We start from the raw sequence: 18,003 nt of genomic DNA, 5'->3' as shown, positions 1-18,003 counted from the left end.
CTCTAAACCGGTATTTATTTAGGGCTAAGACTAGAAGATTTAAGAGAGACTTACCCCTTTTGCTCAGGCTCCGTATACGGATAGCTCTTAAAATTTTGCGACAAAGAAAACCTGATTTTTCAGAGTAAAATTCCGCTTTAAATTTATTCTGTATAAAAATATCTAATAAATTCATGATTAGTTAATAAATTATACAAAATGCATATTGTAAGTTATTAAAAATAGATTATTTTTCATTCGATTTTATGGGGGTGCTGTGATTTTATACCCTAAAGGTATAAAATTTTTATAGATAAAAATACTAAATTAAACAGTATTTTATTTTTATTCATAAATATAAAAAGACTATAAATTAAATTATAACTTATTTTTTGAGAATAAAAAGTGCAGAAAATGGAGGATTTTTCCAAAATAAATTACTGTAAACTTTGTCACATTTTTACACATTTTCAGAAATAAAATGGTATTTTTTGTGATAGATCATTTAACCATTAAAATGATTTAATCGGCTTGCATAATAACAATAGATAAATATAAAAGGGATTTTCATTTAAACTTTGGCTCTCTAATTCTTTTTATAAAAAAGAGGCTCACAGAAGCGAAAAAGAATTAGAGAGTTAATATTACCTGAGAGTGAGTGGAAAAACTTAATACCAGATATTGAATTGATAAAAATGTAACCTAAAACTAAAGAAGCTAAAATACAATGCGTCTTTAAAATAATTTAAATGGTCTTAATATATTAAAAAGGTGAGATTATGGCAAAAAAGTACAATAAATTTTTATCTGGATCTGCAGATTTTAATTTAGAAAATTCTCTGTATCACTGGATTACTCAAGTACATGCTCAATATATACAAAATGTTGATCATGCATTAAAAAAATATGGTTTAGATAATTCGCGCCGTCGTATCTTGCTGGCATTACAATCCAAAAATAAGGCTAGCGTATCTGATCTGTCGGAAATGTTGATTTCTAAAATGTCGACCACCACCAAAGTGGTCTATCGCTTAAAAGAAGAAGGATTAGTAAATACTTATTGTTGTGAAGATGATGCTCGAATTACGCGAGTATTATTAACAGATAAAGGACAACAAATGATTCAAAAAATTAATGATCTCAGCCTGGTCGTATTAGAACAATCTTTTGATGGCTTAACACCGCTACAAATTGAAAAAATGCTGGATAACCTGAAACATATTTTTAAAAATCTTGCCCCTTAAAATAAATTAAAGTACATAGCTATTTAAATAAAATGTCCATGATTTTTTATTGTGATAATAAAGAGGATTTGTTTTATATTAGAAATAAGTTAATCGTTATTATTTTAATAAAAATTGTGAAAGATTATGCTTTTTTTAAGTCTAATAAGGTATTTTTTTTGTTAAATAAAAATTAAACTGGTTGGGGTGAATATGATTGATGAAAATTTTATTTTTTAAATATTTTGATTTAAATTGTCTGTACTTTATTATTTAAGCAGTTTTAAATTTTATAAGGTTAAAATAAAATTATTTTTTAAGATGGGATAAATAAGATATAATATTGTATTCTGCATAATTATTTTATTATTTATCCTTTATGGAATCATAATTAAATTGGTTCTTCACATTTCTTACACTCCAATATTATTCCTAGTTTCTCTTTTCGACCTTGTTCAGTTATCACCCACGGGCGGTTTTGCCAAGGCGGATTATGTCGAACATGCTGGGTATGGCCACAGGAAAGGTCTGCAACCCAATGGTTTTCTTCATCTAAATGAAATCCAATAATCGCTTGTTGCATGAGGTACTCCTTGCCGCTTTCAAATGATTCGATACAAGCTTTATTAAAATTGAGAAAAAAGAAAGATTAAACTCCGCTATACTTTTCTCAAGTTAAAAATACATGAGCAGATCGATATGCGCGTACTTGTTGTGATGGATCCCATCGAAAATGTAAACCTGAAAAAAGATTCTTCTATGGCCATGCTGTGGGCTGCCAGCCGTCGTGGGCATGAGTTGGGTTATGCATTACAGCAAGATTTATATATTGATCAGGGTAAAGCCTTCGGTTTGATTTCACCCCTGAAAGTGTTTGAAGACTATAACCATTATTATGAATTGGGTGAAAAGAAAAAAGAATCGATTGCAGCTTATGACGTGGTGTTGATGCGTAAAGACCCACCTTTCGACATGAATTTTGTTTATACCACGTATATTCTGGAACAGGCTGAGCGTGAAGGGGCGTGGATTATTAACAAGCCGCAAAGCCTGCGTGACTGCAACGAAAAATTGTTCGCCACCCAGTTCCCTGAACTTCAGGTTCCGACTCTGGTGACCTCAAATGAAGGGCTGATTCGTGAGTTTCTAAAAGAACAGGTGGATGTGATTGTAAAACCACTGGACGGGATGGGGGGTACAGGTATTTTCCGCTTGTATCAAGATGGCATCAATATTGGATCGACTATTGAAATGCTGACCAATAACGGTACTCGGCCGATTATGGCGCAGCGTTATATTCCGGAAATTGTTGAGGGCGATAAGCGCATCCTGATGGTAAATGGTGAGCCTATACCTTACTGTTTAGCCCGTATTCCGCAAAATGGTGAAGTGCGCGGCAACCTAGCAGCTGGTGGTTTGGGTCAAGCCCGTCCCTTAACTGAAAATGATAAAGCGATTGCGGCAAAAGTAGGCCCTTATCTCAGAGAAAAAGGCCTGATTTTTGTGGGATTAGATGTAATTGGCAATTATGTGACAGAAATCAATGTTACCAGTCCAACCTGTATTCGTGAGATTGATGCACAGTTTGGCACATCTATTGCCGACGATTTATTTGCTGTTCTGGAAACAGGTTTAAAAGTAAAAGCATAAGTCTGATGTTTATAAAAAAAAGAGCTCCTACTAAAATAAGAGCTCTTTTTTATTCTGTTTGATCCGTTCCTTTTCTTGCTTTTTATTTGGGGATACAAAGGGACGGGAATTTATGCATTGTTCAAAAGACAGGTCATAAAATTGCTTAAAAAATATATATTTTGCTCGATTATCAATAAAACTAGTTTAAACTTTAAAATCTGAAGAAAAAAACAATGAAACGCATGTTGAAAAAAAGTAAATAACCTTTCACGGTTATGCGTTTGTGATTACAATTGTTAGCTTAAAATCAAATTTCGTTATTCCTATTTTAGAATTGAAGAATTAGACTGTGACCGAAGCAACGCAAACAAAGCCGAAACATGTGATGATGATGGCTGCCGGAACCGGTGGGCATGTTTTTCCAGCACTTGCTGTTGCCAAACAATTACAGCAGCAGGGAATTCAAGTGTCCTGGTTGGCAACGCCGACAGGCATGGAAAACCGCTTATTAAAAAATCACAATATTCCAATTTACCAGATTGATATTCAGGGTGTACGTGGTAATGGTCCTGTACGTAAGTTATTGGCACCGTTTAAAATTTTAAAAGCTACCTTAAGCGCCATGCGCTATATGAAACAGCTGAAAGTCGATGCCGTAGCCGGTTTTGGCGGTTATGTGGCTGGTCCCGGTGGTTTGGCTGCCCGTGCCTTGGGCATTCCCGTGATTATTCACGAGCAAAACGCCATTGCAGGTTTTACCAATACCCAGTTATCACGTATTGCCAAAAAAGTGTGTCAGGCATTTCCCGGTACTTTTGCTGAAAGTGCAAAAATTGTGACCACAGGCAATCCGGTTCGTAAAGAAATTACTGAAATTTTAAGTCCGTCCTGGCGTTATCAGGAACGTGAAAAAGCTGGTTTGCCACTACGTGTACTGATTGTCGGTGGTTCATTGGGCGCGCAAGCATTGAATGAGCGTGTACCGGAAGCGTTAAAGCAGCTAAACGTACCATTGAATGTGTATCATCAATGTGGTCAAAACCATGCCGAGGCAACCCGTGCCCGTTATGCTGATAAGCCGGCATCGTTGCAGGTTAAAGTACAACCCTTTATTGAAGATATGGCCAAAGCCTATGCTGATGCCGATCTGATTATTTGTCGTGCTGGTGCTTTAACCGTGACAGAAATTGCAACGGCAGGTGTGGCAGCTGTTTTTGTGCCGCTGCCAAGTGCGGTCGATGATCACCAGACGGCGAATGCCAGATTTTTAGCCAAAAGTGGGGCGGCAAAAATTTGTCCACAATCTACCTTAACCCCAGACAGTTTAAAAGAACTTTTAGTCCCGTTGATGAATCGCCAATTGTTGTCTGAAATGGCAGTCAAGGCACGTCAACAGGCTCAACCAGATGCAACCCAACACGTGGTTCGTTTAATTCAAGAATTGTAATTAGAGTAATATATGTCTCCATCTACTCCTGCTGATCAAGCAAAAAAGTTAATCAAAGTGCCTGAAATGCGCCGTATCAAACACATTCATTTTGTGGGAATCGGCGGTGCAGGGATGTGTGGTATCGCAGAAGTATTGAAGAACCAAGGCTATCAGGTCTCTGGTTCAGACATCAAAGCGTCTAAAACTACGGCGCAACTTGAAGAAAACGGTATCAAGGTTTATATCGGTCATACGGCTGAAAATATTAAAGATGCCAATGTACTGGTGGTTTCAACCGCGATTGATCCGGAAAACCCGGAAATCAAGGCCGCAATTGAAAGCCGTATTCCAGTGGTTCGCCGTGCGGAAATGCTGGGTGAGCTGATGCGTTACCGTCACGGTATTGCTGTTGCCGGTACGCATGGTAAAACCACCACGACAAGTCTGGTGACCTGTATGCTGGCGGAAGAAAACCTGGATCCAACCTATGTGATTGGTGGTTTGCTAAACCGTACCGGTGTCAATGCGGCACTGGGTGCAAGCCGTTATATCGTGGCTGAAGCAGATGAGTCAGATGCATCATTCCTACACTTGCAACCTATGGCCACCATTGTGACCAACATTGATGCGGATCATATGGATACCTATGGCGGCAGCTTTGATGTGCTCAAAGATACTTTTGTCCAGTTCCTGCAAAAATTACCATTCTACGGCCTGGCTGTGGTGTGCGGTGATGATGCCAACATCCGTGAAATCATGCCACGTATTGGTCGTCCAGTGTTGACTTATGGCTTTAATGAAGACAATGACATCCGTGCTGTCGATGTTGATCAGGACGGTATGCGTACTCACTTTACCGTGCTGCGTAAAAACCGTGAACCGCTTCGTGTGACGGTGAACCAGCCGGGTCTGCATAATGTGCTTAATGCTTTGGCAGCAATCGGTATCGCTACGGATGAAGGCGTTTCTGATGGCGCGATCTGCCGTGCATTAGAAGGGTTTAGCGGTGTGGGCCGTCGCTTCCAGGTTCAAGGTGAATTTGAGATTGAAGGTGGCAATGTGAAACTGGTGGATGACTATGGTCATCATCCTAAAGAAGTCGAAGCTACCATTAAGGCTGCACGTCAAAGTCATCCAGACCGCCGTCTGGTGATGATGTTCCAGCCGCATCGCTTTACCCGTACCCGCGACTGCTTTGATGACTTCGTCGATGTATTGTCACAAGTTGACCAATTGTTATTGCTGGAAGTGTATCCTGCAGGCGAGAAGCCGATTGTCGGGGCAGATAGTCGCAGTCTGGCGCGCAGTATCCGTTTGCGCGGTGAGGTTGAACCGATTTTGATTGATCCTGTAGATGGCAATTTACAAAATGTGATGCAAAAAGTGTTGCAGCCAAATGACTTGTTATTAACGCAAGGCGCAGGTAATGTGGGTGCGATCTCGGTTGAGCTTGCACAAAATAAGTTGTATTTAAAATAATCACTTTGTGTGTTTTTGAGTGTGATTGTTCAGTTATAAAGTTTAAGGATATAAACGTGGCAAATGCTTCAAAATTCGGTAAAGTTGCCGTATTGCTTGGTGGTAAATCAGCTGAGCGCGAGGTTTCTCTAGATAGTGGTAAAGCTGTGCTTGAAGCATTGGTGCGTTCGGGCGTGAATGCCGAAGCTTTTGACCCGCAAGAGCGTAGTGTAACTGAACTGGTGAACTATGACCGTGCTTTTATTGTCTTGCATGGCCGCGGTGGTGAAGACGGTCAAATCCAAGGTACATTGGAATGGTTGAATATTCCTTATACCGGTACCGGTGTGCAAGGTTCTGCGATTGGCATGGATAAGGTGAAGACCAAGCAGGTCTGGCAAGGTTCGGAACTGCCAACGGCCCCCTATCGCATTGTGACCAAAGATTCTGATCTGGATGCCATAGTGGACAGCATTGGTCTGCCGTTTATTATCAAACCGGTACATGAAGGTTCAAGTATTGGTATGAGTAAAGTTGAACGTAAGGAAGACTTTACCGATGCAATTGCCAAAGCCACTGAGCATGATGCCGTGGTGATGGCAGAAAAATGGATTACCGGCCGTGAATTTACTATTGTGATTTTAAATGGTCAGGCTTTGCCGATTATTCGCCTGGAACCGCCAAAAGATGTGGCATTCTATGACTATGAAGCCAAATACAACCGTAATGACGTGCAGTACGGCATTCCGTGTGGTTTAACCGAAGAAGAAGAAAAACGTCTGCAAGCTTTGTGTTTACGTGCTTTCCAGGCCGTAGGTGCAAGTGGTTGGGGGCGTATTGATGCCATGCAGGATGAACAGGGCAACTTCTGGTTACTGGAAGTGAATACTGTTCCGGGCATGACCAGTCATTCTCTAGTACCAAAGGCGGCAAAAGCTGTGGGCTATAGTTTTGATGAGTTATGTGTGGCGATTTTAGAACAGACTTTAACGGCTGCGGCTTACTAGATTATGGCTCAACTCCCTGCTTCAATGCGTCGTAAACGAGCAGCAATTACCTCTATTCATGAAAAGCTACCTACACCTAAGGAAAAGCTTGCGAATTTGGGTGGCTGGTTGTTGTTGCTGGTTGCACTTGCCGTATTGGCAGTGGGGATTTATGGTCTGTATGGTGTTATGACGGATGCCCAGGTGGCTAAACTGAGTGTAGTGGGTACCCGCTCAGAGGCTGAAAATCGCCAGGTCATGACTCATGTTGCACCCAAGGTGACAGAAAATTATTTTACCTCTGATCTGGAACAAATCCGCGATCAGGCTTTAGCGTTGTCTTGGGTGGATCGCGTGGTAGTCTCACGTGCATGGCCAAATTCAATTCGTGTGCGCGTCATGCCGCGTCATGCCATTGCTCGTTGGGGAACCGGACGGCTATTGAGTGACAGTGGTGATATTTTTGCAGAAGTGGTGCCGCAGAATAACCAGAAATTACCTTTGCTGCATGGTCCCGCTTCTCAGTCAAAAATGATGATGCGTCGCTACAATGAAATTAACCAGTTGTTCCTGCCGGTCAACATTCGTTTAAAAGAATTATATTTAACAAAACGTATGACCTGGTTCATGCAGTTTGATTCAGGTTTACGCATTATTGTCGATCAGGATCAGACCATGGGTAAACTTCAACGCTTAAGTCATCTGGCACAAAGTGATCTAAAACCCGTTTGGGCTAAAATTTCATCAGTAGACTTGCGTTATAGAAACGGATTGGCCATACAATGGAAGAATGCAGCACCCCCGAATATTGTAAATGGTCATTTTGTTGTAACGATTGATGACACAAGCATTGCAGATACAAGAACGGTAAAGCCATAATTGAGCGGCTTTATATAAAATAGAGGCTTAAGGCCATAAATTAACTAAACACGTAATGGTAGTAGTAGATAATGAATGAAGCTGTTCCCTCGGTTGTTGCGATTGACATTGGGACACACAAAGTTTCAGTTTTGATTGGTAAGGTACATGCGCCAGACAATATCCAAGTGATTGGGATGGCAACCGCTCGTAACCGAGGCATGAATAAAGGGAAAATTGTAAGTCTCGATAAGGTCATCACTGCAATTAAAAATGCCGTACAAGAAGCAGAAGATATGGCTGAATGCCGGGTGCATTCTGCCTGGGTTTCCATTCCAAGTGCAGAATTAAAAAGCTTTTATGCCTCAGGCCGTACTCCGATTGAAAATAGCGACCACACAATTACAACAAGCGAAGTGGTTCGTGCACTCGAATTGGCCAAAGCCAGTCATTTGACTTCAGACCATTATCTGGTGAGTGCGGTACCTTTAGGTTTTGAACTGGATGATTCTGCGGAATGGGTGCAAAATCCGATTCGCATGTCTGCTCATAGCATGATCGGGCATTATCAGCTGATGATGTTGCCAATCAGCACCATGCAAAATCTGGATCGTGCCCTTAAAGGGGCTAATATTGGCGTGGAGAAAATGGTGGTTTCCTGTTTGGCAACAGCTGAAGCCAGTTTGCTGAAAGATGAAAAAGAATATGGGGTATGTTTGGTCGATATCGGTGCCGGTACCACCAATATTGCCGTTTATCTGGATGGTCGCTTGGCATTGACGCATACTTTGCAGCGTGGGGGAGAGCATGTCACCCGTGATATTGCTGCGGTATTGCAAACCACCACTGAAGAAGCTGAACGGCTGAAATTGTTGTATGGCTGTGTTGACCTGAAAGTGGTTAAACCTGACCATATGATTCAATTTCAGGGCATTGATGGTCCACAGACCATTAGCCGTATTGAATTGGCAGAAATCATTATTGCGCGTTATGAAGAAATTCTGACCCAGGTTCATCAAGAATTAAAGCAGAATGGGGCCATTCATGGTCTGTATCATGGTGTAGTTCTGACGGGTGATGCTAGTCAAATTGAAGGTATGGTGAATTTGGCACGTCATATGTTGGGGGTGTCAGCGCATTTAGGCAATCCACCAGTACAAGTACATGCTGATGAACAGAATCAGGCGGCTTTGCGCCGTTCACAGTATGCCACTGCTGCCGGCTTGTTGATGTTTAGCCAAAGTGATACGCAAGATACTATTGTAGAAGCGACAGATCCTGAAAAACTGACTCTATTTAAGCGGGTCGGTCGGGCATGGTCAGCGTTAAACAATCAGTTAAAATCGATATTTTAAGTGAAATTTATTGGGAATATTGTAAGGAAGTTGTTCGTCTAACGGCTTGCACTTGACAAGTGTGTGGTTGGACAGCATCCTAAACTCAATTTTTATTAAGATCAAGGCAGTATACGGGCTTAAGTGACTGCCAATTACGAATTAGGAAATCCAAAGGTCATGGCCTCATTTGAATTTTTAGAAGATGATCAAAACGATAGCAACGGTCAAGCCCGTTTCACTGTATTTGGTGTTGGTGGTGCTGGTGGTAATGCCGTGCAACACATGCTTGAATCCGACATTCAAGGGGTAAAATTTGTTTGTGCCAATACCGACAAACAAGCTTTAGACCGTATGAATGCCCAATTCAAAATCCAGTTAGGTGAACAAAGCACGCGTGGTCTGGGGGCAGGTGCAAATCCGCAAGTAGGTCAAACTGCTGCTGAAGAAAGCCGTGAACTGATTCGCCAACATCTGGAGGGTACCGATATGGTATTTGTCACTGCCGGTATGGGTGGTGGTACAGGTACGGGTGCTGCGCCAGTTGTTGCTGAAATTGCCAAAGAAATGGGCATTTTAACTGTGGGTGTGGTGACGACTCCGTTTAACTTTGAAGGTAAGCGTCGTCAACAGTCGGCAGAAAAAGGCATTGAAGCTCTGGAAGCACATGTCGATTCATTAATTATTATTCCTAACCAGCGTTTGCTTAAAGTCTTCCGTGACATTTCCATGAAAGATGCTTATAAAAAGGCAGATGATGTATTGCTGAATGCAGTGCGCAGTATTTTTGATCTGGTGGTTCGTCCCGGTCATATCAACCTTGACTTTGCTGATTTGAAAACGGCCATGAGCACTCGCGGTTATGCGATGATGGGTGTGGGTTCAGGCCGTGGTGAAACACGCGCCCGTCAGGCGGCTGAACAGGCTATTCGCAGCCCATTACTGGATAACGTGACTATTATGAATGCCAAAGGCATTTTAATTAACGTCACCGGTGGTGATGATGTGACCTTCGGTGAAATTGAAGAAATTACCGATGTCGTCAACCAGATTGTCGATCTTGATGAAGGTCAGGTGTTTTACGGTACGGTCTTTGATCCGGATGCGCGTGATGAAATCAGTGTCACTGTAATTGCAACCGGTTTGACCCGTAATTCAGCGGACTCTGCAGATACGGTAAAACGCCCATCAGTACAGTCTGCAACACGTCCAGTCACTCATACGGCTCAGGCTGTCGTTGAAGATGATGATGTGCCAGCCATTCAACGTCAGCAAAATGAGGCAGCAGCGGCACCTGCTCCAGCAGTCGGTTCAGCCCGTCCAACGCCAATGAGTATTCAGGATTACTTGAAAAATCAGCAACGTAAATAATGGTAAATTTATGCAGAATGCATAAATTCAACAGAAAAGGTAGTCGCAAGACTACCTTTTTATTTTTTATCAATGGCTAAATATGCTAACGTATAGCGGTTTGATGAGCAGATGATAGAAAAACATGTTGAAACAACGTACCCTACAGCGTGTCGTGAAAGCGAGCGGTATTGGTCTTCATAGTGGGCAAAAAGTCTTAATTAACTTTGTGCCGCACCATGTGGATGGGGGTATTGTATTTCGACGTATCGATTTAGATCCGCAGGTGGACATTCCTGCAGACGCCATGCTGATTCAAGAAGCATTTATGTGTTCAAACTTGGTTCAGGAAAATGCCAAAGTCGGGACCATTGAGCATGTCATGAGTGCCATTGCAGGACTGGGGATTGATAACCTGATTATTGAAGTTTCGGCTTCAGAAGTTCCGATTATGGACGGTAGTGCTGGTCCATTTATTTACCTGCTGATGCAAGGCGGACTACAAGAACAGGATGCACCGAAAAAATTTATAAAAATTTTAAAACATGTTGAAGCATTCATTGATGATAAGCGTGCAGTATTTCATCCTCATGATGGCTTCCAGCTCAACTTTACCATTGATTTTGATCATCCTGCATTTAAAAAAGAATATCAGTCAGCAACCATCGACTTTTCTACCGAAACTTTTGTCTATGAAGTCAGTGGAGCACGTACTTTTGGTTTTATGAAAGATCTGGATTATCTAAAAGCCAATAATCTGGCCTTGGGGGCGAGTCTGGACAATGCCATTGGGGTAGATGAAACTGGTGTGGTCAATGAAGAAGGGCTTCGCTTCTCAGATGAATTTGTCCGTCACAAAATTCTGGATGCAGTCGGGGATTTATATCTCTTAGGCCACCAGATTATTGCCAAATTTGATGGGTATAAGTCCGGACATGCCTTAAATAATCAATTATTACGCAATGTTAAAAGTGATCCAAGTAATTACGAAATTGTAACATTTGATGACATTAATCAATGCCCAATTTCTTATGTAAGTGTGACATAAGTTATTGTCTTTTAATGCACACGTTATAGTATAACAAAATGAATTGTTAAGCAGTTCACATGTTTTTTTTCTTAATTCAAAGATATGCCTGTATTGGTTACTTTTTATTTCTTGCCAAACGTAGCATAGCTTGGCTAAGCTTAGGGTCGCTTACAAAGTCGGCAGCACCACGCAGTAAGTCTTGAGTATCTGGACTAAGGGATCGGGACAGAGATTGGGGTTTTAAAGGGGGTTGCGTCTGAATTCTTAATCGTACTTGCAATTTTTGTAAGTCTTTAAATTCAGGTAATTGTAACAATTGTGAGATATATTGCTTTTGAAGATAGGCAAGCTGGCTAATCATGGCTTGATTTGCACCCGTAATCGTCAAAATGCCATGTTCATAACAAACAACTTGCCATTGCTCCGGTTGGGGCAATATCGGTTGAATGAGTTTTGTAAGTTTCTGCCATGCAGCAACTTGTGTAGAGAGAAACGTAAAGTTTCCTGTTTTTAAGTGTTTTCTTGTTTGTTGAAAGATGTTAACTGGTTCCGACATACATTGTTCCTACATACTTGTGTCTTAATCTTACGCACTTCTTTTAGTGGATATCAAGGAAGAGATCACGCAAGGACATTGACTAAGAACAGTTAAAAGAGGTTTTTTTATGCATACGCGACGTATTTTATTAGCGTTTTCATTGGCAGCTTCTGCCGCATCTGTGGCTTTTGCAGATTTAGTTGAATTAAATCCTAACTCTAATAATGTATCGGAAGATCGCATTGAACAATTGACTCGTACTTTGGCTCAAGGGTCTTATGCAGAGTCAAATGATATTGATCTTCCTGCTGAAACCAGAATGAATGTTCAATTGCGTGAAAAAACAATTGAATTAAACAATGAATCATTGGCTAAAAAATATGGTTCAAAGAATTCACAAACTTATTCTGGCAACGCTTACTCCTGGTTAGTATCTCATCCCCTTCCAGCCATGAAACGTGTGAGCTCAGACTTTGGTGGCCGTACCATGGGTGGCCGCGCTGAAAATCACTCTGGTCTGGATTTGTCCGCACCAAGCGGTACGCCTATTTATGCGACTGGCCCGGGTGTAGTGACCAAATCGGGTTGGGGTACAGGTTATGGCCAATACGTGGAAATTAATCACGGTAATGGCTATTTAACCCGTTATGCGCATGCATCACGTTTAATTGCCCGTGTTGGTGATCGCGTAGAAGCTGGAGAGCACATTGCCAATGTGGGTTGTACAGGTCGTTGTACCGGTCCACATTTGCATTATGAAGTAGTGAAAGATGGACAACGCAAAAATCCATCTACTTATTTAGCAATGTTGCCATAAGATAGATGTACATATTCGTTAAAGAGTAACTCTAGGGCATTTAGAGCTTTCGAATATAATAGTATCATTCAAGAGAATAGTTATTGTATAAAAAACCGCCTTTATTGGCGGTTTTTTGTTTTATTGCGTAAAGAATGGTCAATGAGTATTTATTATCTAAATAATAGTGGTATTCCGTATTCAGTTGTGGCGATAACTGATGCCCTCTAAAGTGTGATACATATAGAAACTATAAATAAGCTTAAGGAATAGGTGAAATATGGCGTTTTATGGTGATACCGACGCGCAAGAAACCCAAGAATGGCAAGATGCATTTGACTCGGTTTTACAGCATATGGGTACAGAGCGTGCTGCATTTTTGTTAGAAAAACTCTATCAGCGCGCGATTGCCAAGCATGTTCCTATTCAGCGTCTAAATACTCCTTATCTTAATACCATTTCAGTTGAAGAAACCCCGGCCATGCCAGGTGACCAGGATATGGAACGCCGTATCCGTGCCCTGATTCGCTGGAATGCCTTGGCAATGGTGTTACGTGCCAATAAAACCGGTGACGACCTGGGTGGTCACCTGGCCAGTTTTGCATCTTCTGCAACCTTGTATGATGTTGGTTTTAACCACTTCTTCCGCGCCAATAGCGACCACTTTGGTGGTGACATGATCTATTACCAAGGACATTGTGCGCCTGGTATTTATGCGCGTTCATTCCTTGAAGGCCGTTTGACTGAAGATCAGCTCAACAATTTCCGCCGTGAAGTGGGTGGCAATGGTTTACCGAGTTATCCGCATCCGTACTTGATGCCGGATTATTGGCAGTTCCCGACCGTATCGATGGGTCTGGGTCCGATCATGTCGATCTATCAGGCGCATATTCAAAAATACCTGATGAACCGTAGTCTGATTAAAGAAGAAGACCGTAAGGTCTGGGCTTACCTTGGCGATGGTGAGATGGATGAACCGGAAAGTACAGGTGCGATTTCGCTCGCCGGTCGTGAAAAGTTAGATAACCTGATTTGGGTGGTGAACTGTAACTTACAGCGTCTTGATGGTCCGGTGCGTGGTAACGGTAAGATTATCCAGGAACTTGAATCCTTATTCCGTGGTGCCGGCTGGCGCGTGATTAAAGTGGTATGGGGCCGTCATTGGGATCCGCTGCTTGCCAAAGATGAGTCAGGCGCTTTAAAAGCCGTGATGGAAGAGGCCGTTGATGGTGATTATCAACGTTATCAAGTCAAAGGTGGTGCTTATACGCGTGCACACTTTTTTGGTAAATACCCAGAAGCTGAAGAACTTGTTAAAGGTTTAAGTGATGAAGACATCGATAACTTAAACCGTGGCGGTCATGACCCTTACAAAGTGTACGCTGCCTATGCCGAAGCAATGAAGTCTACAGGTCAGCCAACCGTAATTTTAGCGAAGACTGTCAAAGGCTATGGTCTGTCCGAAGAAATTGAAGCGGTCAATAAAACGCATCAAATCAAGAAAATGCAGCTTGAATCACTCAAGTATGTACGCAACCGTTTCAATCTGCCATTTACCGATGAGCAGCTTGAAGAAGTTCCATTCTACCGTCCAAGTGAAAACTCGCCTGAAATTAAATACATGAAGGCACGTCGTGAAGCATTGGGTGGCTATCTGCCTGCACGTCGTAAAGAAAGTGAAGTTTTGGCAATTCCAGAACTTTCAGTGTTTGATGCGGTATTAAAAGGTTCAAATGGCAAACAGCAATCAACCACGATGGTGATGGTTCGCTTAATTTCAGCGCTGCTGAAAGAAAAAGCCATTAAAGACCGCGTTGTTCCGATCGTACCGGATGAAGCACGTACCTTTGGTTTAGAAGGCATGTTCCGTCAGTTGGGGATCTATGCTGCACATGGTCAGAAATATACTCCCGAAGACCAAGAACAGCTGATGAACTATCGTGAAGCCAAAGATGGTCACATGTTGCAGGAAGGAATTAACGAGGCCGGTGCAATGAGTGCATGGGCAGCCTTGGCAACCAGTTATTCAACCAATAACCTGCCGATGATTCCAATGTACATGTACTACTCGATGTTCGGTTTCCAGCGTATTGGCGATATTGCCTGGGCAGCCGGTGATGCACAGGCACAAGGTTTCTTGTTGGGTGCAACTGCGGGCCGTACTACATTGAATGGTGAGGGTTTGCAGCATCAGGATGGTCATTCGCATATTCTGGCGAATACTATTCCGAACTGTGTGTCTTATGACCCATGTTTCGGTTATGAACTTGCAGTGATCGTACACGATGGTTTGCAACGCATGTATGTCAATCAGGAACGTGTGTTCTATTACCTGACCGTCATGAACGAAAACTATGAGCATCCTGAAATGCCGCAAGGTGTGGAAGAAGGCATCAAGCGCGGTATGTATCTGCTTGAACAGGATGATAAAGCCACTGTTCAGCTGATGGGTTCCGGTGTGATTCTTCGTGAAGTGATTAAAGCGGCGAAAATCTTGCGCGATGAATACCAGATTCACTCGAATGTGTGGAGTGTCACCAGCTTCAACGAACTGGCACGTGATGGTATGGCATGTGAAGAATACAATCGCCTGCATCCATTGGCAGAAGACACCAAAGAATCTTGGGTGTCACAACAATTGCGTGAAACAGACGGTATCGTGGTTTCTGCAACCGATCATATGCGCGCATACAGCGAACAGATTCGTGCCTATCTTCCAGACAACCGTCCATTTGTAGCTTTGGGCACCGATGGTTACGGCCGTTCAGATACTCGTGGCAATTTGCGTAGTTACTTCGGTGTGGATGCTGCGCACATTGTTGTGGCAACCTTGAAGAAACTGGCCGATGAAGGTGAGGTTGATGCGCGTTTGGTGAAAGATGCCATCTCCAGCTTTGAACTTGATACTGATCGTCCAGTCGCTTGGGCACCTCAAGCACATCCTGAAATTCAGGCGGTTGCGGACTATAAAGAACAATCAGGTGAGGAGAACTAAGCATGCAAATCAAAACACCTGATATTGGGGTAGATAAAGCCACCGTTGCTGAAATTTTAGTGAAAGTAGGCGATAGCGTTGCGGTAGATGACAGCCTGATTTTGCTTGAATCAGATAAAGCCTCTGTTGAAGTGCCAAGTACTTCGGCAGGGATTGTGAAAAGTATTACGGTTGCAGCGGGCGATGTGGTTTCAGAAGGTTCGGTCCTGATTGAACTAGAAGCTGAAGACGGTTCAACCAGTGCGACTGAAGTCCAGGAAGCAGCTGCTTCACAGAAGACTTCGGAAAATACTCCGACCTCGCTGCCTGATCAGGAAATTATGCAGGAACTGGCATCCCATCAACCAGCAGCTTCTGCACCGAAGGCTCCGACTGGCAGCTCTTCAATTGTTGAAGTGCAAGTCCCTGACATTGGGGTAGAAAAAGCCCTGGTCGGCGAAATTTTGGTCCAGGTAGGTGATGAAATTGCTGTCGATCAAAGCATTGTAGTGGTGGAATCTGATAAAGCCACTGTAGAAGTGCCAAGTACCGTTTCAGGTACGGTTGAGAGCGTTGAAGTTCGGGCAGGCGACACAGTCAAAGAAGGTGTGGTTCTGCTCAAAGTGAAAACTGCATCTTCAGCTGTTGAAGCAGCACCAAGTACAGCTTCTACAGAAACATCTTCTGTGAATGCGCCAAAAACAGAAACATCAGTTCAGGCACCTGTAGCCTCTGCACCAAGCGGAGACGTTGAAATTGCTGTGCCTGATCTGGGTGTAGATAAAGCTGTAGTGGCGGAAATTTTAGTTCAAGTCGGTGACACGGTTGAGGCGGATCAAAGCATTATTGTGGTTGAATCTGATAAAGCGACCGTTGAAGTACCAAGCTCATCGGCAGGTGTAATTAAAGCCATTCACGTACAAATGGGGCAAAATGTCTCACAAGGCATGGCTCTGGTAACCATCGAAGTGGAAGGACAGGCAGTTGTAGCTCAGCCAGCTAAAGTTGAAGCTACTCCTGCAGCCAAAGCAGCACCTGCTCCGGCAGCAGTGCCACAAGCGGCTACATCTGTAGAACAAGCACCCGTTCAATCGGCTGATAAGCTGAGCAAAGAGCAGAATGCTGCCAATGCCAAAGTCTATGCCGGTCCTGCGGTGCGTAAGCTGGCGCGTGAGTTGGGCGTGGTACTTGCTGAAGTGAAGGCATCAGGTGCTCATGACCGCTTGATGAAGGAAGATGTTTTTGCTTATGTAAAAACACGCTTAACTGCACCTCAAGCTGCACCGTTAGCACAGACTGTAGCACAAGTTCCTGGCTTGCCTGCATTGCCAGACTTCTCGGCATTTGGCGGTGGTGAAGTGAAAGCCATGACCCGTCTGCAACAGGTATCTCTGCCGCAATTGTCATTGAATAACTACATTCCACAGGTGACGCAGTTTGACCTGGCAGATATTACCGAACTTGAAGCATGGCGTGGTGAACTCAAAGCTAAGTTTAAACAAGACGGTATTAGCCTGACGATTCTGGCTTTTATTGCCAAAGCAGTCGCTCATCTGTTGAAGGAAGAGCCGTATTTTGCAGGCCATTTGGCAGACGATCAAAAATCGGTATTGCTGCGTAATGAAATCCATATGGGGATTGCCGTGGCAACACCGGATGGTTTGACTGTACCGGTACTGCGTAATCCAGATCAAAAATCAATCAAGCAAATTGCAGTTGAACTGGGTGAGCTGAGCAAGAAAGCACGTGACAAGAAATTGTCACCGAAAGATTTGCAAGGTGCGAACTTTACGATTACCAGCCTGGGTTCAATTGGCGGTACCGCATTTACCCCATTGGTGAACTGGCCTCAGGTGGCGATTTTAGGTATTTCACCAGCCACCATGCAACCGGTCTGGAATGGTACAAGTTTTGATCCTAAGCTGATGCTTCCATTGTCATTGTCTTATGACCACCGGGTGATTAATGGCGCAGATGCAGCACGCTTTACCCATAAGCTGACCAAATTGTTGGCGGATATCCGTAGTCTGTTGCTCTAATTTCAGTTTAGGCTACACAAAACCCTGCTTCGGCAGGGTTTTGTTATGAAAGCTTTGGTGTTGAGACATACACAGACTCATTCTTATGATAGGGATAAGACGCTGAACACAGCCGTTTAAAATGATCTTTAATGCAATTTTTGTCATGAGTAGCAATGTTTAGCATTATCCTGAAATGATATTTTTAAAGTCATTTGAAAATTTTTATCTTTCAGCTTAAAATGCATGCACTTCATTGGGGAGTAGCCGCTTTTTACGCAATGTAAAAAGGTGATGGTCAACATAATTGTTCCACAGAACATGGTCATCATAGCAAAGAACCAAATGATCTTTTGATCATGATTTTCTTTTTGTTGGCAAGACCTTTGATTTACCAC

At 42.8% G+C, this 18,003-nt stretch carries 14 protein-coding genes and 1 riboswitch; of the genes, 12 read left to right on the top strand and 2 right to left on the bottom strand.

The genetic code is table 11. The annotated features are described in order from the left end of the window. Nucleotides 1-758: 758 nt before the first annotated feature. The gene (locus JFY49_RS15495) at nucleotides 759-1,223 is read left to right on the top strand and encodes a MarR family winged helix-turn-helix transcriptional regulator (protein WP_086196545.1); all 465 of its coding nucleotides are present in this window, start codon (nucleotides 759-761) and stop codon (nucleotides 1,221-1,223) included. Between the two features lie 370 nt (nucleotides 1,224-1,593). Here JFY49_RS15495 and JFY49_RS15490 read toward each other — a convergent pair whose 3' ends face one another. Further along, a complete protein-coding gene (locus JFY49_RS15490) occupies nucleotides 1,594-1,785 on the bottom strand; it encodes a DUF3565 domain-containing protein (RefSeq protein ID WP_166170598.1) in 192 nt (63 codons plus the stop codon). A gap of 116 nt (nucleotides 1,786-1,901) precedes the next feature. On the opposite strand from JFY49_RS15490, the gene gshB reads away from it, so the two are divergent. The 8 genes from gshB to lpxC all read left to right on the top strand — a co-directional run bounded on the left by gshB (nucleotide 1,902) and on the right by lpxC (nucleotide 11,297). Continuing rightward, entirely contained in the window at nucleotides 1,902-2,852 is a 951-nt protein-coding gene (gene gshB / locus JFY49_RS15485) for a glutathione synthase (RefSeq protein ID WP_166170600.1), read from the top strand. Between the two features lie 367 nt (nucleotides 2,853-3,219). Then, on the top strand, nucleotides 3,220-4,281 hold the full coding sequence (gene murG, locus JFY49_RS15480; protein WP_205683505.1) for an undecaprenyldiphospho-muramoylpentapeptide beta-N-acetylglucosaminyltransferase: 1,062 nt from the start codon (nucleotides 3,220-3,222) through the stop codon (nucleotides 4,279-4,281). A 12-nt stretch (nucleotides 4,282-4,293) separates the two neighbouring features. Then, on the top strand, nucleotides 4,294-5,742 hold the full coding sequence (gene murC, locus JFY49_RS15475) for a UDP-N-acetylmuramate--L-alanine ligase (protein ID WP_166170604.1): 1,449 nt from the start codon (nucleotides 4,294-4,296) through the stop codon (nucleotides 5,740-5,742). A 56-nt stretch (nucleotides 5,743-5,798) separates the two neighbouring features. Continuing rightward, entirely contained in the window at nucleotides 5,799-6,728 is a 930-nt protein-coding gene (locus tag JFY49_RS15470) for a D-alanine--D-alanine ligase (protein ID WP_166170606.1), read from the top strand. 3 nt (nucleotides 6,729-6,731) lie between these two features. Beyond that, nucleotides 6,732-7,586, top strand: a complete 855-nt coding sequence (locus JFY49_RS15465) for a cell division protein FtsQ/DivIB (RefSeq protein ID WP_200223360.1) — start codon at nucleotides 6,732-6,734, stop codon at nucleotides 7,584-7,586. Between the two features lie 71 nt (nucleotides 7,587-7,657). Next, nucleotides 7,658-8,920, top strand: a complete 1,263-nt coding sequence (gene ftsA, locus JFY49_RS15460; protein ID WP_166170610.1) for a cell division protein FtsA — start codon at nucleotides 7,658-7,660, stop codon at nucleotides 8,918-8,920. 159 nt (nucleotides 8,921-9,079) lie between these two features. Next, nucleotides 9,080-10,270, top strand: coding sequence for a cell division protein FtsZ (gene ftsZ, locus JFY49_RS15455; protein ID WP_166170612.1), 1,191 nt, complete (start codon nucleotides 9,080-9,082; stop codon nucleotides 10,268-10,270). Between the two features lie 124 nt (nucleotides 10,271-10,394). Further along, on the top strand, nucleotides 10,395-11,297 hold the full coding sequence (gene lpxC, locus JFY49_RS15450) for a UDP-3-O-acyl-N-acetylglucosamine deacetylase (protein ID WP_166170614.1): 903 nt from the start codon (nucleotides 10,395-10,397) through the stop codon (nucleotides 11,295-11,297). A 97-nt stretch (nucleotides 11,298-11,394) separates the two neighbouring features. Here lpxC and JFY49_RS15445 read toward each other — a convergent pair whose 3' ends face one another. Next, nucleotides 11,395-11,835 (bottom strand): DUF721 domain-containing protein, encoded by a 441-nt coding sequence (locus JFY49_RS15445; RefSeq protein WP_166170616.1) that lies wholly within the window; start codon nucleotides 11,833-11,835, stop codon nucleotides 11,395-11,397. Between the two features lie 109 nt (nucleotides 11,836-11,944). Here JFY49_RS15445 and JFY49_RS15440 point away from each other — a divergent pair, with 109 nt between their 5' ends. From JFY49_RS15440 to JFY49_RS15430, 3 genes are all read left to right on the top strand, one after another. After that, on the top strand, nucleotides 11,945-12,634 hold the full coding sequence (locus JFY49_RS15440; protein WP_086196534.1) for a M23 family metallopeptidase: 690 nt from the start codon (nucleotides 11,945-11,947) through the stop codon (nucleotides 12,632-12,634). 259 nt (nucleotides 12,635-12,893) lie between these two features. Further along, a complete protein-coding gene (aceE, locus tag JFY49_RS15435) occupies nucleotides 12,894-15,608 on the top strand; it encodes a pyruvate dehydrogenase (acetyl-transferring), homodimeric type (RefSeq protein WP_166170617.1) in 2,715 nt (904 codons plus the stop codon). Between the two features lie 2 nt (nucleotides 15,609-15,610). Continuing rightward, nucleotides 15,611-17,626: a 2-oxo acid dehydrogenase subunit E2 gene (locus JFY49_RS15430; protein ID WP_200223359.1), complete on the top strand. Its 2,016-nt coding sequence runs from the start codon at nucleotides 15,611-15,613 to the stop codon at nucleotides 17,624-17,626. Between the two features lie 225 nt (nucleotides 17,627-17,851). Next, a riboswitch (yybP-ykoY riboswitch) is annotated at nucleotides 17,852-17,996 on the top strand. Nucleotides 17,997-18,003: the final 7 nt, after the last annotated feature.

This window comes from Acinetobacter sp. CS-2 (assembly GCF_016599715.1).
Lineage (GTDB): Bacteria > Pseudomonadota > Gammaproteobacteria > Pseudomonadales > Moraxellaceae > Acinetobacter.
Note: the sequence above shows the minus strand (reverse complement) of the source record. Positions and strands in the feature narration are given on the sequence as shown.

Bases quoted from the DNA above. Each gene is read 5' to 3' on its own strand.
- JFY49_RS15495 (WP_086196545.1), top strand. From the start codon at position 759: ATGGCAAAAAAGTACAATAAATTTTTATCTGGATCTGCAGATTTTAAT.
- aceE (WP_166170617.1), top strand. From the start codon at position 12,894: ATGGCGTTTTATGGTGATACCGACGCGCAAGAAACCCAAGAATGGCAA.
- JFY49_RS15490 (WP_166170598.1), bottom strand. From the start codon at position 1,785: ATGCAACAAGCGATTATTGGATTTCATTTAGATGAAGAAAACCATTGG.
- ftsA (WP_166170610.1), top strand. From the start codon at position 7,658: ATGAATGAAGCTGTTCCCTCGGTTGTTGCGATTGACATTGGGACACAC.
- JFY49_RS15465 (WP_200223360.1), top strand. From the start codon at position 6,732: ATGGCTCAACTCCCTGCTTCAATGCGTCGTAAACGAGCAGCAATTACC.
- JFY49_RS15440 (WP_086196534.1), top strand. From the start codon at position 11,945: ATGCATACGCGACGTATTTTATTAGCGTTTTCATTGGCAGCTTCTGCC.
- ftsZ (WP_166170612.1), top strand. From the start codon at position 9,080: ATGGCCTCATTTGAATTTTTAGAAGATGATCAAAACGATAGCAACGGT.
- lpxC (WP_166170614.1), top strand. From the start codon at position 10,395: ATGTTGAAACAACGTACCCTACAGCGTGTCGTGAAAGCGAGCGGTATT.
- gshB (WP_166170600.1), top strand. From the start codon at position 1,902: ATGCGCGTACTTGTTGTGATGGATCCCATCGAAAATGTAAACCTGAAA.
- murC (WP_166170604.1), top strand. From the start codon at position 4,294: ATGTCTCCATCTACTCCTGCTGATCAAGCAAAAAAGTTAATCAAAGTG.
- JFY49_RS15430 (WP_200223359.1), top strand. From the start codon at position 15,611: ATGCAAATCAAAACACCTGATATTGGGGTAGATAAAGCCACCGTTGCT.
- murG (WP_205683505.1), top strand. From the start codon at position 3,220: ATGATGATGGCTGCCGGAACCGGTGGGCATGTTTTTCCAGCACTTGCT.
- JFY49_RS15445 (WP_166170616.1), bottom strand. From the start codon at position 11,835: ATGTCGGAACCAGTTAACATCTTTCAACAAACAAGAAAACACTTAAAA.